The 15,949-nt window shown below is 69.6% G+C and carries 11 protein-coding genes; 8 read left to right on the forward strand and 3 right to left on the reverse strand.

All coding sequences use genetic code 11. The features are described 5' to 3' along the window. Positions 1-9: 9 nt before the first annotated feature. Together AC1PK7_RS07005 and AC1PK7_RS07010 are read left to right on the forward strand one after the other, a co-directional pair. Positions 10-2,115, forward strand: coding sequence for a LodA/GoxA family CTQ-dependent oxidase (locus AC1PK7_RS07005; RefSeq protein ID WP_481100305.1), 2,106 nt, complete (start codon positions 10-12; stop codon positions 2,113-2,115). Next, positions 2,102-3,244 carry an FAD-dependent monooxygenase gene (locus tag AC1PK7_RS07010; protein ID WP_481100306.1) on the forward strand — a complete coding sequence of 381 codons (1,143 nt, stop codon included), beginning with the start codon at positions 2,102-2,104 and terminating at the stop codon, positions 3,242-3,244. The genes AC1PK7_RS07005 and AC1PK7_RS07010 overlap by 14 nt, the downstream gene beginning before the upstream one ends. Positions 3,245-3,515: 271 nt before the next feature. Here AC1PK7_RS07010 and AC1PK7_RS07015 read toward each other — a convergent pair whose 3' ends face one another. The 3 genes from AC1PK7_RS07015 to AC1PK7_RS07025 form a co-directional block, all read right to left on the reverse strand. Then, positions 3,516-4,436 (reverse strand): DUF72 domain-containing protein, encoded by a 921-nt coding sequence (locus AC1PK7_RS07015; protein WP_481100307.1) that lies wholly within the window; start codon positions 4,434-4,436, stop codon positions 3,516-3,518. An 85-nt stretch (positions 4,437-4,521) separates the two neighbouring features. Further along, complete coding sequence (locus AC1PK7_RS07020) at positions 4,522-5,061, reverse strand: DNA-3-methyladenine glycosylase I (RefSeq protein ID WP_481100308.1); 540 nt, start codon at positions 5,059-5,061, stop codon at positions 4,522-4,524. Positions 5,062-5,075: 14 nt separating this feature from the next. Continuing rightward, positions 5,076-6,869: a DUF4153 domain-containing protein gene (locus AC1PK7_RS07025; protein WP_481100309.1), complete on the reverse strand. Its 1,794-nt coding sequence runs from the start codon at positions 6,867-6,869 to the stop codon at positions 5,076-5,078. A gap of 105 nt (positions 6,870-6,974) precedes the next feature. Here AC1PK7_RS07025 and AC1PK7_RS07030 point away from each other — a divergent pair, with 105 nt between their 5' ends. The 6 genes from AC1PK7_RS07030 (at position 6,975) to AC1PK7_RS07055 (ending at position 15,441) form a co-directional block, all read left to right on the forward strand. After that, positions 6,975-7,541, forward strand: a complete 567-nt coding sequence (locus tag AC1PK7_RS07030; protein WP_010344126.1) for a YqgE/AlgH family protein — start codon at positions 6,975-6,977, stop codon at positions 7,539-7,541. Positions 7,542-7,548: 7 nt separating this feature from the next. Beyond that, on the forward strand, positions 7,549-8,031 hold the full coding sequence (ruvX, locus tag AC1PK7_RS07035; protein ID WP_481100857.1) for a Holliday junction resolvase RuvX: 483 nt from the start codon (positions 7,549-7,551) through the stop codon (positions 8,029-8,031). Positions 8,032-8,050: 19 nt separating this feature from the next. Then, the gene (locus AC1PK7_RS07040) at positions 8,051-8,998 is read left to right on the forward strand and encodes an aspartate carbamoyltransferase catalytic subunit (protein WP_019801784.1); all 948 of its coding nucleotides are present in this window, start codon (positions 8,051-8,053) and stop codon (positions 8,996-8,998) included. A gap of 246 nt (positions 8,999-9,244) precedes the next feature. After that, on the forward strand, positions 9,245-11,251 hold the full coding sequence (locus tag AC1PK7_RS07045) for a M1 family metallopeptidase (protein ID WP_481100310.1): 2,007 nt from the start codon (positions 9,245-9,247) through the stop codon (positions 11,249-11,251). 407 nt (positions 11,252-11,658) lie between these two features. Continuing rightward, positions 11,659-12,723, forward strand: a complete 1,065-nt coding sequence (locus AC1PK7_RS07050) for a pectate lyase family protein (protein ID WP_481100311.1) — start codon at positions 11,659-11,661, stop codon at positions 12,721-12,723. Between the two features lie 459 nt (positions 12,724-13,182). Next, on the forward strand, positions 13,183-15,441 hold the full coding sequence (locus AC1PK7_RS07055) for a methyl-accepting chemotaxis protein (RefSeq protein ID WP_481100312.1): 2,259 nt from the start codon (positions 13,183-13,185) through the stop codon (positions 15,439-15,441). Positions 15,442-15,949 lie beyond the last annotated feature (508 nt).

Raw genomic sequence — 15,949 nt, forward strand, 5'->3', positions numbered from 1 at the left:
CAAGTCACCATGACCAGCAACGTGTTTCGCGTGCATCCGGCGATCGGCATCGGCCGCGTCGGCGACAGCCAGGAGTTCTATCTCGCGCCGGTCACCGCGGCCGGTACCCGCGATGCCGACGGCCTGTTCGGCGGACTGCCGGTGCAGCCGGATACCGAATCCACGCCGATCACCGCCGCGCAGTTCCGCGACGCCGACGGCAACGTCAAGCGCCAGGCCGCGCGCTTCCACATCTACGCCTACCCCAGCGGCAGTTCCGGCACCTATCCCAACGGTGGCGGCGTGCGCGTAGACGTGGGCAGCACGATCGACGGCAAGACGGTCAAGGACATCGTCTGGACCGTGCATCTGGCCAACAAGAAGCTCAACAACTATTCGACGGTGAGCCAGGGCGGCCAGTTCCGTGGCATCGGTGCCTACGAGGAGCCCGGCTTGCTGGAACTGCGCAACCCGAACTATCCCGATGCGGCCAATCCGGCCGATCCCAACGATCCGACACGGTTGCGGCAGTTGGTGATCGATGCAGGCCCGCGCGCGCTCAGCGCCGCCGCCGCGGGCAGCAGCGTGGTCGCCTTCGACATGACCACCACCGCCAGCTACGCAGATGCCGGCGGCACGATCCAGCAGCAGCCGGCCTATCCGGTCAGCTTCCCCTCGATGTTCCATACGCTGCACGAACCGCTCGGCAAGCTCGATTCGTTGGGCGACATGCGCGTGGAGGCCAACGGCGCGCTGATCGTCGCCGGCGGCTTCGCCCGGACCTCGGCGGTGATCGGGGCCGATGGCAAGTATCCGGAGTTGGGCGACCCGACCGAGAACGGCCTGTGGTACGACGATGCCGCCGATGGCCCGGTCAATGCCGTGTTGCTCTTCACCGACGGCAGCACCGCCAGCGTGCAGGGCGCGTGGTACGTCACCGGCGATCCGGGCTATGCGCCGCAGACCCGCAACGTGGTGTCCACCTGGGACGACGTCTACGACGTGTGGGTACGTACACTGGGCCTGGTGCCGTCGTTGTACGCCAACGGCGGGTTCCTGCCGACCTATCGGCCGTCCTTCAGCGACGACATCCAGCCGATCTTCCACGCGGCGATGCTGCAGCGCTGGAACACCAACCTGCCGTCGGGGGCGGTCAAGGGCCACGACACGATCGGGCAGATCCTGCCGACCGACGATCCGAGCGCCAAGATTCCCAACCTGAAGACGCTGATCCGCGATCCGGCTTCCGCCGCGGACACCGAGACCGGCTCGCCGATGATGCCGCTGTCGCTGGGCGATGCGCAGAAGAGCTTCCTCAGCGTCAGTTCCACCCAATACTTCCTGCTGAGCCAGTGGCACGGCAACAACTACGTGCAGGTGGGCGCGCCGACGCTGGGGCCGGGCGAAGCGCTGGACCGGGTCACCCTGCAGAACTGCCTGGGCGGCCGCTACAGCCCGGGCATCGAGGTGTCGTTCCCGATCCGCGACGTCAATCTCTACGTGCAGGACTGGCAGGCCAAGGACTGTGGTCCGTTCCGCATCAACCAGGCGCCGCTGGACTACAGCAAGGCGAGCAAGGACAGCGCGTTCCTGAGCTTCGGCTATGTGCCGCTGCAAACGCATCCGGTGGAGCCGGGCGATCTGTCCAAGTTCATGTCGGTGCCCTGGCACACCGACTACAACTCCTGCGCTACCCATCTGCCCGATCCCAATCCGGGGCAGCAGACGGTCAATCCGAACAACACCCTGTTCTGGTCGTGGCCGGCGGAGCGGCCATTCGCGGTCTACCCGCTGGAGTTGTGCCAGTTCGACGAGCAGGAGCAGACGTGGTACGTGAGGCAGCAGGTGTATTCGGTGCGCGGCAACGGCACCGATACCGACTACCCGGCGCAGGCCGGCCGCTTCCAGGAGTACGAGGACTTCGTGGCCAACTGGGCCAAGGTCGGCTTCATCATCAGCGGCGCGCAGATCCCGCAGGCGACGGGGCTGCCGCCATACCCGCCCGACCTGTTCCTGGAAGTGGCCAGCGAGTTCGAGGTGGGACAGGAGTTCGTCGCCCCCTGGCCGATGGCGAACATTCCGGCCTATTCGTCGGGATCGGCCAAGGCGCGCGCCGACAGCGATGGCCTTGCCTGAGCCGGCGGCTGCGCTGACCTCGGACGACCGCTGCGCCGTCGCCATCGTCGGCGGCGGCGCCGCCGGCTGCGCCACCGCGCTGGCGCTGGCCGCGCGCGGGGTCGAGGACGTGGTCGTGGTCGACATGGGCCGCGCCGCGGGCTGGCGGCTGGGCGAGGCGCTGGCGCCGACCGCCAGCGCGGCGCTGCAGCGGCTGGGCGTGTGGGAGGCGTTCCTGGCGCAGCGGCCGCTGACCTCGGCCGGCAGTTGCGCCAGTTGGGGCCGGCCGGAGCTGGGCTACAACGATTTCATCGTCGCCGGCCAGGGCAAGGGCTGGCACGTGGACCGCGCCGCCTTCGACGCGATGCTGGCCGTGGCGGTGCCCGCGCAGGGCGGCACGCTGTTGCGCGGCCTGCGCCTGGGCGCGGTCGGCCGCGCCGCCGATGGCGATCATGTGCTGGAGCTGCACGGCGCGCCGGGCGACGTGCGCCGGCTGCGCGCCGGGTTCCTGGTGGATGCCAGCGGCATCGCCGCCGCAGCCGTGCGGCGGCTGGGCGTTGCCCGCAACGAGGTGGACTGCCTGGCCTTCGTCGCCGGCGTGTTCGCGCTGGAGCGGGCCGAGGCGATTCCGTCGCAGGCCTTGCTGGAGGCCTGCGCCGACGGCTGGTGGTATGCGGCGAAGTTGCCGGACCAGCGCCTGATGCTGGCCCTGGCGCTGGAGCCGCGCCGGCAACGGCATTTCCTGGACCGCGACGTGTGGCTGGCGGCGGCGCACCGGACCCGGCATGTCGCACAGTGGCTGTCGCAGGGCGCGGCGCGCGCGCCCGAGGCCGATGGCCTGATCGCGGCGCTGGGGCCGTCGGCGATTCTCAGCCGCGTGGTGGGCGCCGACTGGTTGGCGGTGGGCGACGCGGCCAGCGCCTACGATCCACTGACCGCCCACGGCATCGTCAAGGCCTTGCAGGACGGCGAGGCGGCCGCGCATGCGCTGGCGGCGCATCTGCAAGGTGCTGGCCCGGCACCGCTGGCGGCGTACCAGGACGGCGTGTTCGCGCGTTTCCGCGCCTACCTGCGCGAGCGCGGGGCCTTGTACGCGCGCGAGCGGCGCTGGGTGCAGGCGCCGTTCTGGCAGGCGCGGCTGGCGGGGTGATGCGGCGGCACTGGAGCGCGGCGCCTGGCCCGCCCAGTGCGTCGGCAGCGCGTCTTTGAGCACGATGGGAGAGGCAGGCACGCGCAGGCGTGACGTCCTCGATCCTTTCATCACGACGAAAGGCAATGTCCAGGAGCGGCTTCAGCCGCGACGGGTTTTAACGGCAACGCCGCGTCGCGGCTGATCCCAAACAGGGGACAAGAGCCGCTCCTGCGGGATAGCGGTGGGGCAGCGCCGTGGTGTGACGTGCAGTTCCGGCACAGCGGGCCGCTCAATCTTCGCTGTCGCTGTCGCTGTCGCTGTCGCCGCGCGCCGGGCACGGCGTCGGCACGCCCAGCCGTTGTGCCAGGCGTCGCGCATCGAAGGGGGCGTGTACCTTCATGTCGTTGTCGAAATAGCAGTACACGTCGCGGCGCGCCCGCGTCGGGGCGCGTGGGCCGACCCGCTTTGCGTCGGCCGGCTCGCCGCCGCGGTGCCAGGCGTCGATGCGCCTGGCCCAGACGTCGAGCGCCTTGTCGTCGTAGCCGCTGGCATAGAGTTGCGCATCGCCGTGCAGGCGCAGGTACAGGAAATCGGCGGTCACGTCTTCCAGATACGGCCACTTGCCGGCGGTGTCGGCCTGCACCAGCGCCACCCGATGTTTCCGAAGCAAGGCCACCGCCTCCGGCGTGGCGAAGCTGGGGTGGCGCACTTCCAGCGCATGGCGCATGCGCCGGTTGCGGTCGATCCGCAGCACGCTGCGTTCGCGCATGCGCGCAGTGTCGCGTTTGCGCGCCAGCGCCAGGGCGGCCTCGCTGGTGCGCGGCAGCAGCGTCAGGAAGGCATCCAGCAGGTCGTGATCGAAGGCCAGCGACGGCGGCAGTTGCCACAGCAGCGGACCCAGCTTCGGGCCCAATGCGAGCAGGCCGGAGGCGAAGAAATTGGCCAGCGGCTGCTCGCAGTCGCGCAGCCGCTTCAGGTGGGTGACGAAGCGCGGCCCCTTGACCGCGAACACGAAGCCGCGCGGCGTGGCGTCGTGCCAGGCGGCGTAGCTCTTCGGGGTCTGCAGCGAATAGAACGAGCCGTTGAGTTCCACCGAGCGGAAGCATCGCGCGGCATATTCCAGCTCCCGCCGCTGGGTCAGCTCGGACGGGTAGAAGACGCCGCGCCAGCGCGGGTAGCGCCAGCCGGAAATGCCGATGCGCAAAGCCATGCGCCGACCATGCCGTCGCTGTCGTGCAGCGCTCGTGCAGGCCGCGCCAAGGCGGCGTCGTGCCGGCGCTTGCGTGCCGGCGTCCTCAGCCGGCGCGCATCCACGGCGGATCCAGCTGCGCGATGCGCGCGAACGCCGGGCAGTCTTCGCGGTGCGCGCCGGGCAGGTAGCCCAGGCTCATCAGGAACTCACCGGTGATCTCGCCGCCGGTGAAGCGGAAAGTGCGCTTGAACAGCTTGATCCACTCGGCCTTGCTGCGCGGATGCTGCGCGTCCAGCCACGCGGCGAAGCTGCCGTGGCTGGTCCGCAGCCCCTGGATCACCTGCGCGTTGTGGATCGCCGCCTGCACCTTGAGCCGGTTGCGGATGATGCCGGCATCGCCGAGCAGGCGCAGCACGTCGGCCTCGCCGAAGGCCGCCACCATATCCACGTCGAAGCCGGCGTAGGCGGCGCGGAAACCGGCGCGCTTCTTCAGCATCAGCTCCCAGCTCAGCCCGGCCTGGTTGATCTCCAGGACCAACCGCTCGAACAGGTCGGCTTCGGCGCGTTTCGGCACGCCATACTCATGGTCGTGGTAGTGGCCATGCACCGGATGGCCAGGGGCGATATCGCAATAGCTGCTCATGCGGCGGGTGTCCGTCAGTCGATCTGGTCGTTGGGGTCGGCGGGGTACAGCTCGGTCCGCTGGGTGCCGGGCAATTGCAGGTCGGGCCAGCGCCGCGGCAGCACTTGCAGCTTGCCGTCGCGCAGCGCCTGGTACAGCGCCTCGGCGTTGTCGCCACGACGCGGAAAGAAATGCGTCCGCGCCACGTCTCGCCAGCCGCTCCCCGGGTCGGTGTGGATGCGGCATTCGACGCCATAGCCGACGCTGGCATTGCACAGCAGCACCTCGTCGTGGCCATCGCCGTCCAGGTCGCGGCGCAGCGCTACGCAGTGCGCGTGCTCGCGCCGACAGTTGGCGTCCTCGATGCGCCCGGCCAGCAGCGCCTGCCACCACGCGGCGTCGGGATCGGCGCTGCCGGCGGCCAGCACGATGCGCTGGCGCACCTGCAGCGGATCGTCGCTGCGCGGCGTTTCGTCGTCCTCGTCGCCCCAGCGCTTCTGGCGCTGCAGCATCCGCTGCAGGCGCTCGCGCTGCACCGGATCGTCGGCGAACGCGGGCACCTCGCGCAGCGCCTGCACCGCGCGGTAGCCACGGCGGCCGCTGTCGAAGCGCAGGTAGGCCAGGTCCAGTTGCGCGGCGCTGGTGCGGCCATCGGCCAGGCGCTGCAGTTGGTCGCCGACGACCAGGCGGTAGGGGTCCAACAGCGGCGAACTGGTCGCCAGCGCCAGGCCGATCACCACCCACGACAATACCCGGTTCACCGGCGCCAGCGGCTGCAGCCAGCGCGCGCCCGGGCGCAGCACCGCCCAGGCATAGCCGCATGCGTAGCCGCAGGCGACCACCGCGACCAGCACGCCGGCAAAGCGCTCGGTACTCCAGCCGTACTGCGCGATGCGCAGCCACAGCGCGTACAGCGCCAGCCCTGCGTACAGCGGCAGGCTCAGCAGCCCGGCGTCGATCACCCGTTGCAGCCAGGCCGGGTAGGGCGCGTCGGCGGTACCGTCCTGATACACCGCATTGACGAACACCACCAGCGTGACCACCACTGCAGCCAGGATGCTGGCCGCCGCACGGGTTTCCCACAGCGGCTGCAGGCCGGTGAACGGCAGGCTCAGTGCGAACAGCACCGCCACGAACGCCAGCAGCGGCAGCAGCCCGGTGCAGATCGCGAACAGGATCTGCCGCATCACCTGCACCGCGCGCTGCTGGGTGCGGCCGATCAGGATGCCCAGGCCGAACATGGTGCCGGTGGCCAGGTAGACGAAGGCGGTCTGCCGGAACAGGTCGCGGAACAGGGTCAGCTTGACCAGCGCGAACAGCGCGCCCCACAGCCACAGCACCAGCCAGCAGATCCCCACGAACAGCAGCGCCAGCGCCAGGGTCAGCGCGTTCTGCCAGGCGTGCTCGAACAGGTCGCGGTACGGCGCCTGCCAGCGGCCGTGCTGCAGCCGGCACTGCAGCCACGGCAGCAGCACGAACATCGCCAGCGCCAGGGTCGCGCCGAACGGGCCCAGCACCTCGCCGGCGCGCAGGCCGGGCGCGCCGGTGGCGTTCCAGACGGCCCAGGCCGACAGGGCCGCCACCAGCACCGCCACTGCGATGGTGTGCTGCCACAGGCGCAGCGCGCCCAGGTGCCGCACCGACAGCAGGGTCATGGTCGGCACGGTCAGCACCAGGGTGTACCAGCACACCTGACCGCCCAGGGAGCCGAACGGCCACAGGCCGCTCTCGGCGCCGCGCTGCGCCAGGTACAGCAGCGCGCCCTGCAGCAGGGCCACCAGCACGATGAAGGCGCGGGTCTGGCGTGGCAGGTCGGGGGGCGTGTCCATGCGTGCGTGCTCCTGGGCGACCGGTCGCGGCCGCGGTCGGGCGGATTATGGCAGCCCGCCGCCGCCCGGGCAGCGCGCACGCGGGAGGGACGATAGAATGGGGCCATGTCCGCTTTGCCCACGCCTCTGGCCAACCAACTGCTGATCGCGCTGCCGGCGCTGTCCGATCCCAACTTCGCCCGCAGCGTGGCGCTGATCTGCCAGCACGACGAAAACGGCGCGATGGGCGTGGTGGTCAACCGCGCCTCCGAATACACCCTGGGCGAAGTGCTGGAGCAGATGGGCATCGAGACCATCGACGCCACGCTGCGCGAGCAGGTGGTCCTCAGCGGCGGCCCGGTGCATCCGGAGCGCGGCTTCGTCATCCACGACGGCGCGCACGGCTGGGATTCCAGCCTGGCCTTCGCCGACGGCCTGTACCTGACCACCTCGCGCGACGTGCTCGAGGCGATGGCGCGCGGCGAGGGCCCGCGCAACGCGGTGGTCGCGCTGGGCTGCGCCGGCTGGGGCGCCGGCCAACTGGAGTACGAACTGGGCGAGAACAGCTGGCTGACCGCACCGGCCGATGCCGAGCTGCTGTTCGAGCTGCCGCTGGAGCGGCGCTGGCAGACCGCGGCCGGGCGCATCGGCGTGGACCTGTTCCGCCTCACCGACTACAGCGGGCATGCCTGAGCCCGGCCTGCCTGACGCTGGTGCGCCGGCGCCCGCGACGATCCGCCGCGACGGCACCGTGCTCGGCTTCGACGTCGGCCACCGCCGCATCGGCGTGGCGGTCGGCAGCCCGTTCGGCACCGGCGCGCGCGCGCTGGCGGTGATCGACGTGCACGCGCAGGGGCCGGACTGGCCGGCACTGGACCGCCTGCACGCCGAATGGCGGCCGCACGGCCTGGTGGTCGGCGATCCGCTCACCCTCGACGGCGCCGACCAGCCCAACCGCAAGCGTGCGCATGCCTTCGCCCGCGAACTCGGCACGCGCTACCGCCTGCCGGTGGTGCTGGTCGACGAGCGCTCCAGTTCGGTCGAGGCCGCGCAACGCTTCGCGGTGGACCGCGCCGCCGGCCGCAAGCGCCGCCGCGATGCCGCCGCGCTGGACGCGGTGGCCGCCGCGGTGATCGTGGAGCGCTGGCTGGCCGCGCCCGACGACGCCATTCCCCTTTCCTGATCCACAGCCCGGACCCGCCATGACTGATCCGCAACTCGATTCGAACGGGCGCCTGCGCCACCTGCTGACCCTGGAAGGGCTGCCGCGGGCGACCCTGCTGCAACTGCTGGACCGCGCCGGGCAGATCCGCGACGCGGCGGTGGGCCGGGTCGGCAAGCGCAACGTGCTGGCCGGCACCGCGGTGTGCACGCTGTTCTTCGAACCGTCCACGCGCACCCGCAGCTCGTTCCACCTGGCCGCGCAGCGGCTCGGCGCCGACGTGCTGAACTTCGACGCCTCCACCTCGTCCACGCGCAAGGGCGAGACCGCGCGCGACACGCTGAAGAACCTGGAAGCGATGGGCGTGCGCGGCTTCGTCGTGCGCCACCCCGAGGACGGCGCGGTGGAGCGTCTGGCCGAGGCGGCGGGCGAGGGCACCGCGCTGATCAACGCCGGCGACGGCCGCAGCGCGCATCCCACCCAGGGCCTGCTCGACATGCTGACCCTGCGCCACGCCAAGGGCGGCGATTTCTCCAAGCTCAAGCTGGTCATCGTCGGCGACGTCAAGCACTCGCGGGTGGCGCGCTCGGACCTGCACGCGCTGCGCACCCTCGGTGCCGGCGAAGTGCGCGTCTGCGGCCCGCGTGCGCTGCTGCCCGACGACGGCACCCTGGACGGCTGCGTGGTCGGCGAAGACTTCGACGCCATGCTCGACGGCGTGGATGCGGTGATGATGCTGCGCCTGCAGCGCGAGCGCATGGAGGAAGGCCTGGTGACCTCGCTGGAGGACTACCACGGCCAGTACGGCCTTACCGCCGAGCGGCTGCGCCGCGCGTCGAAGGACGCAGTGGTGCTGCATCCGGGCCCGATCAACCGCGGCGTGGAGATCACCGACGAAGTCGCCGACGGCGCGCAGTCGTGCATCCTGCGCCAGGTCGCCAACGGCGTGGCGGTGCGCATGGCGGTGCTGGAGACCTTGCTGGGCTGAGCACGGGGCATCGCGCTCTCTTAGCTCTCGTAGGAGCGGCTCTTGTCCCCTTTTCGGGGATCAGCCGCGACGGGCATTCCCGGCCCCTGTCGCGGCTGAAGCCGCTCCTACGGGACATTTCCGGCGCGACGAGAAGTGCCCGGAGCGGCCCCGAGGCGGCATCCGCTGCCGCAGGTGGCGATCGGCACATCCGCACCACCGCGATTCGGCCTACCATCGGCGGCGATCCTCCCCACGGACGCCACCATGATCCTTGTCCTGCGCCGCGCTGCGTTCGCCGCGGCCTGTGTTTCCCTTGTCGCCGCCGCCCAGGCCGACGCCGCCACTGCTGCGACTGCTGCCGCGGACAGCGCCGGCACCTACGATCCGCAGGCGCTGTTCGCACCGCTGCAGTTGCCGCAGCCGGCCAACGCCTACCGCAGCGGCGGCGGCGTGCCCGGCCCGCAGTACTGGCAGAACCGCGCCGACTACGACCTGCACGCCACCCTGGAACCGGCCACGCACACGCTGCGCGGCCAGGAGACCATCACCTACAGCAACCGCAGCCCGGACACGCTGGACGTGCTGTGGCTGCAGCTCGACCAGAACCTGTACCGCGGCGATGCCCGCGCCCGCACCCTGCGCGCCGCGCGTGCCGACCGGCCAGCGCCGCAAAGCACCGACGGCTACCGCATCGCCAAGGTCGAACTGGAGCAGGGCGGCAAGCGCGTGCCGGCCACCTTCCTGATCGACGACACGCGCATGCGCGTGGACCTGCCGCAGCCGCTGGCCAGCGGCAAGGCGCTGAAGCTGCATATCGACTATGCCTACACCGTGCCCGGTACCTGGGGCGGCCGCACCGCGGTCACGCCCACCGCCGATGGCGACATCTACGAGATCGCGCAGTGGTATCCGCGCATGGCGGTGTACGACGACCTGCGCGGCTGGGACACCCAGCCCTACCTGGGCGCGGAGTTCTACCTGGAGTACGGCGATTTCGACTACGCGGTGACGGTGCCGTGGGACTACCTGGTGGCCGGGTCCGGCGAACTGGTGAACCCGGCGCAGGTGCTCACCGCGACCCAGCGCCAGCGTCTGGCGCAGGCGGCCGCCAGCGACAGCACCGTGACCATTCGCGGCGCCGATGAGGTGGGCACGCCGGCCAGCCGGCCCAGCGCCAGCGGCACCCAGACCTGGCGCTTCCACATGGACCACACCCGCGACGTGGCCTTCGCCGCCTCGCCGGCCTTCGTCTGGGATGCGGCGCGGATCAACCTGCCCGAAGGCACGCATGCGCTGGCGATGTCGGTGTATCCGCGCAGCGCGGTCGGCACCGACAAGTGGGGCCGCTCCACCGAGTTCGTGAAGGCCTCGATCGAGCACTTCTCGCAGTGGTATCCGTACCCGTGGCCGGCGGCAGTGAATCTGGGCGGCCACGGCGCCGGCATGGAGTACCCGGGCATCGTCTTCGACGACATGGAGGACGGCGGCAAGCAGCTGTTCTGGATCACCGCGCACGAACTGGGCCACGGCTGGTTCCCGATGATCGTCGGCTCCAACGAGCGCCGGCATGCGTTCATGGACGAAGGCTTCAACACCTTCATCGACGTCTACGCCTCCGACGCGATCAACCATGGCGAATTCGCGCCCAAGCGCGATGGCGAGTACGCGCCCGGCGGCGGCAACCCGGTGGACGAGATCCTGCCGCTGCTGGCCGACACGAAAGCGCCGACCCTGCTCGATCGCGCCGACGCCACCAGCGAGACCTACCGGCATCCGCTGACTTACTTCAAGGGCGCGCTGGGCCTGGTGCTGCTGCGCGAACAGATCCTCGGGCCGGCGCGCTTCGATCCGGCGTTCCGCAAGTACATCGCCACCTGGGCCTACAAGCACCCGACGCCGTCGGACTTCTTCCGGCTGATGGAGAGTGAATCGGGCGAGGACCTGAGCTGGTGGTGGCGCGGTTGGTATTTCAACAACTGGCAGCTGGACATGGGCGTGCGCGCGGCGGCCTACGTCGACCACGATCCGGCCAAGGGCCTGCTGGTGACACTGCGCAGCCGCCAGAAGCTGGTGATGCCGGCGACCCTGCGCATCGACTTCGCCGACGGCAGCCACCTCGACCAGCGCGTGCCAGTGGAGACCTGGATGCAGCAGACCCAACCGCAGATCCGCGTGCCCAGCACGCAGAAGGTGCTGCACGTGACCCTGGATCCGGACCACGTGCTGCCCGACGCCGACCGCAGCGACAACCGCCTCGATACGGTGAGCTGAGCCGCGCGCGGCCGGCCGCAGCATCGCCGCGCCCGCGCAAACGTGCTGCGGCCGCAACATTCGCGGCCGCCCGCCATCGGCGCGCGCCTGTCCCTGTTCGCCGCGCCGGTGGTGCTGGCGCGGCGTGCGATACGCGTGCGTTCGCCGTCGTTGCCGGCTGCCTGCGCCCACCGTGGCGCGCGTGCAGACGGCCTGTCTCCGCCTGTCGCTGTCTGTCTCCTGCGGACCGTGCATGTCCGCTTGTCCTGTCCTGTGCGGCGAACGGAGCGTGGGATTCCAGTTCGGCGTCGCGGCGATTGCGTGGGCCGCCGCGCGCATTCCAAGAATGCGCCGGCCCCCACCCCCTGTGCCGGCGCATGCGCGATGCCATGCGTCCTGCACTCATCGCGACAACTGGGAGACACAGCATGCAGCAGCAATTCCGAACAGGCGCACTGGCGCTCGCGTTGGCCGTAGGCGCCGCTCCGGCCTTCGCCGGCCCGGTCGGTTATGGGGCCAACACCACCGGCGGCGGCAGTGCCATCCCGGTCAACGTCGCCACGATGGAGGCGATGCAGGCGGCGATCGACAACTACGCCGGCTCCGGCGGCCTGGTGCTCAACTACACCGGCAGCTTCAACTTCGCCAGCATCACCGACGTGTGCACGCAGTGGAAGCTGCCGGCCAAGACCGTGCAGATCAAGAACAAGCGCGACATCACCATCAAGGGCGCGAATGGCTCGTCGGCCAACTTCGGCGTGCGCGTGGTCGGCAACGCGCACAACGTCATCATCCGCAACATGACCATCGGCCTGCTGCCGGGCGGCGAGGATGCCGATTCGATCTCCCTGGAAGGCAATTCCAGCGGTCAGCCGTCCAACATCTGGGTGGACCACAACACCATCTTCGCCTCGCTGACCAAGTGTGCCGGCGCCGGCGACGCCTCCTTCGACGGCGGCATCGACATGAAGAAGGGCGTCAACCACGTCACCGTGTCCTACAACTACATCCACGACTACCAGAAGGTCGCGCTCAACGGCTACAGCGACAGCGACACCCAGAACGCCGCCGCACGCACCACCTACCACCACAACCGCTTCGAGAACGTGGAATCGCGCCTGCCGCTGCAGCGGCGCGGCTTGAGCCACATCTACAACAACTACTTCAACAACGTCTTCACCTCCGGCATCAACGTGCGCATGGGCGGGGTGGCGCTGATCGAGGCCAACTACTTCGAGAACATCAAGAACCCGGTCACCTCGCGCGACAGCAGCGAGATCGGCTACTGGGACCTGATCAACAACTACGTCGGCAGCGGCATCACCTGGACCGTGCCGGAGAGCACCAGCAAGCCCTACGCCAACGCGACGACCTGGATTTCGTCCAAGACCTATCCAGAGCCGCTGGGCTATCTGTACACGGCGATCCCCGCCGCGCAGGTCAAGGCCAAGGTCATCGCCACCGCCGGTGCCGGCACCAATCTGGCCGAGTGACGCGTGCGGCCTCCGCGCGTCGCGGCGCGGAGGCCGTTGCCGCTGTCATCTGGCTGACATGGAAAGTGTGCCGTTTGCAGCATTTCTTGTCCAGGGTCAAAAGCCCCAAATTGGTGCGTTTATAACCAGGTTAGCACCCAAGAAATACAATGCGCGCCGATTTTTCACGTTAATTTGACGCTATTTTGCGGTTTTCGCGGCGTGCAGACCGTGTCGTGCACGCCGTGGTCACGATGCTGAGAAAATTCTAAAAGTGTGCGCACTTACGCATCAAGAATCGCATGTGGCCGCCGTTACCTAAAGCGAGTCCCCGCACGTGACATCCCCGATGCGGTCGGTGCTGGAAGTGTCTTCGTCTTCTTCTCCGTCGCATCGCGTCCAGGCTTTTCGCCTGGCAGTGTCGTGCGCGATCCCAGGTCGTGACGCGGGGGCTCCCCCCTTCTCACTTGGTACCTCCCCATGATCGGTTTCCTGCAACGCTACAACGTCGGGACGCGGCTTGCGTCCGCCTTCGGCATCCTCATCCTGCTCTCCTGCGCGCTCGTGGTCGCCGGCCTGCTGACGTTGAAACAGTCGCGCGACATGATGGACACCATCGTCAATCGGCGCATGCAGATCCTCGATTACACCGGCGAGATGCGCTACGCCAGTTCGCTGATCGCCATCAACCTGCGCAACATCGTGATGCCGACCACCCGTGAGGAGAACGAAGGGTTCGCCCGGGTCGTCGATCAGCAGCGTCGCTACTACGGCGAGATCCACGACAAGCTCTACGCAATTCCCAATACCAGTCCGGTCGGCGTGCAGATGCGCAAGGCGATCGACGAGGCCTACGCGCGGACGCGGGTCGCCAACCAGGAGGTGCTGGACCTGGGCATGCAGGACAAGGACGCCGAGGCGCTGAAGGTGCTGATGACCCAGGCCGCACCGGCCACCCAGCGATGGCAGGAGGCGCTCAACACCTATGCGGACCGGCAACGCGAGCAGGGTGCCAAGGCCTATGCGACCGCTGAAGCGGCGATGGATCGCGGCCGGGCGCTGTTGCTCTCCGGCGGCGCCATCGTGGTGATCGTCAGCGGCCTGCTGGCCTGGCTGATCACCCGCAGCCTGACCGTGCCGCTGACCCGTGCCACGCGCGTCGCCGAGGCCATCGCCAGCGGCAAGCTGGACAACGACGTGCGCACCGACGCCCGCGACGAGACCGGGCGTCTGCTGGTCGCGATGCAGGGCATGCAGCAGCAGGTGAGCAACCTGATCGGCGCGCAGCTGGAGATGGCCAAGCGCCACGATGCCGGCGAGGTCAGCCACCGCATCGAAGCGCAGGCCTTCCCCGGCGACTACGGCCGCATGGCCGCCGAGACCAACGCGCTGGTCGCCTCGCATCTGGCGGTGAAAACGCGCCTGGCGCAGATCATGGGCCGCTACGCGATCGGCGACCTGTCGCAGGACATGGACCGCCTGCCGGGCGAGGAAGCGGTGCTGAGTCAGACCATGGACGAGGTCAAGGCCAACCTGTCGGCGATGAACGGGCAGATCAAGCAACTCGCCACTTCCGCCGCCGATGGCGATTTCAGCGCGCGCGGCGACGCCGAGCGCTTCCAGTACGACTTCCGGGTGATGGTGGAGAGCCTGAACCAGCTGATGGCCACCGCCGACGGCAACCTGCAGGCGCTGTCGACGCTGCTGCAGGCGATCGCCGCGGGCGACCTGACCGCGCGCATGCACGGCGACTTCCGCGGCGTGTTCGCGCAGATGCGCGACGACGCCAACGCCACCGCCGAACAGCTGGCCGGCATCGTCGGCCGCATCAAGCATTCGGCGGTGTCGATCAATGCCGCGGCCACCGAGATCGCCGCCGGCAACGACGACCTGTCGCGCCGCACCGAACAGCAGGCCGCCAGCCTGGAAGAAACCGCTGCCTCCATGGAGGAGTTGACCTCCACGGTGCGCCAGAACGCCGAGCATGCCCGCCAGGCCAATCAACTGGCGGTGGGCGCGGCCTCGGTCGCTTCGCAGGGCGGAGCGGTGGTCGGCCAGGTGGTGACCACCATGAGCGGCATCGAGGATGCGTCGCGGCGCATCGCCGACATCATCAGCGTCATCGATGGCATCTCCTTCCAGACCAACATCCTGGCCTTGAACGCCGCGGTGGAAGCGGCGCGCGCCGGCGACCAGGGCCGTGGCTTCGCCGTCGTCGCCAGCGAGGTGCGCACCCTGGCGCAGCGCTCGGCCAGCGCCGCCAAGGAGATCAAGGGCCTGATCGACGACTCGGTCAGCCGTGTCGCCGAGGGCTCGGCGCTGGTCGACCAGGCCGGCAAGACCATGACCGAGATCGTGACCTCGGTGCAGCGCGTCACCGACATCATGGGCGAGATTTCCGCGGCTTCGCAGGAGCAATCCGCCGGCATCGAGCAGGTCAACCAGACCGTGACGCAGATGGACGAGAGCACCCAGCAGAACGCCGCGTTGGTGGAAGAGGCCAGTGCGGCGGCGCGCTCGATGGAGCAGCAGGCGGTGGAACTGAGCCAAGCGGTGGCGCTGTTCAAGCTGGACGCCTCGGCGGCCACGCCGGTAGTCCAGCCGCCGCGTCAGCACACCGCTCCGACGCCTGCAGGCAAGCGCAGCGTCGGTCCGGCAGTCGTGAAGGCCTTGCCGGCACGACGTGCGGCGCAGCCGGCAGCGGCGATGGCGCTGGACAAGGACTGGCAGGAGTTCTGAGCCGCACGAGGTGCCATCGGGCGGGCGGCGCAGTGCGCGCCGCTCGCGCTGTCGAAGGCCGGCGGCCATGGTGCCGCCGGTGTCGTGTCCAGCCGAGCCGGGCGCCGCGCGCAGCGGCCAGGCGACCGCACCCTGATCGATGCGACGACTGACCGGAGGGCGTCGCCACCGCGTGTCTCTGCGCCGTGCATCGCCGTCACGTTGCGTCCCTGTGCAAGTGCGCGCGCGCAGCCTGCTCATGCGTCGCCGTCATCCGGGCATCCATCGCGCGTCACCGTCGACGTGCCTCCATATCGCGCACGCGCCGAGCGCCATCGTGCAACTTCTCTTCTCCGACGGATGCGGCAATGCGAACGCGATCGCATTCTTCGCCTGTGCCGCGCATCCGGATGGGGGCGTGCGCCATCGGATCGCCCCATTTTCCGTTCGCCGCGCGTGTGCGCTGCATGCAAACGTCATGCCGCTTGTTGCAATAAGAAATGCACACGCCTTTCACGCAAAACCGCCG

The sequence above is a fragment of the Xanthomonas sp. NCPPB 3174 genome (assembly GCF_056725205.1).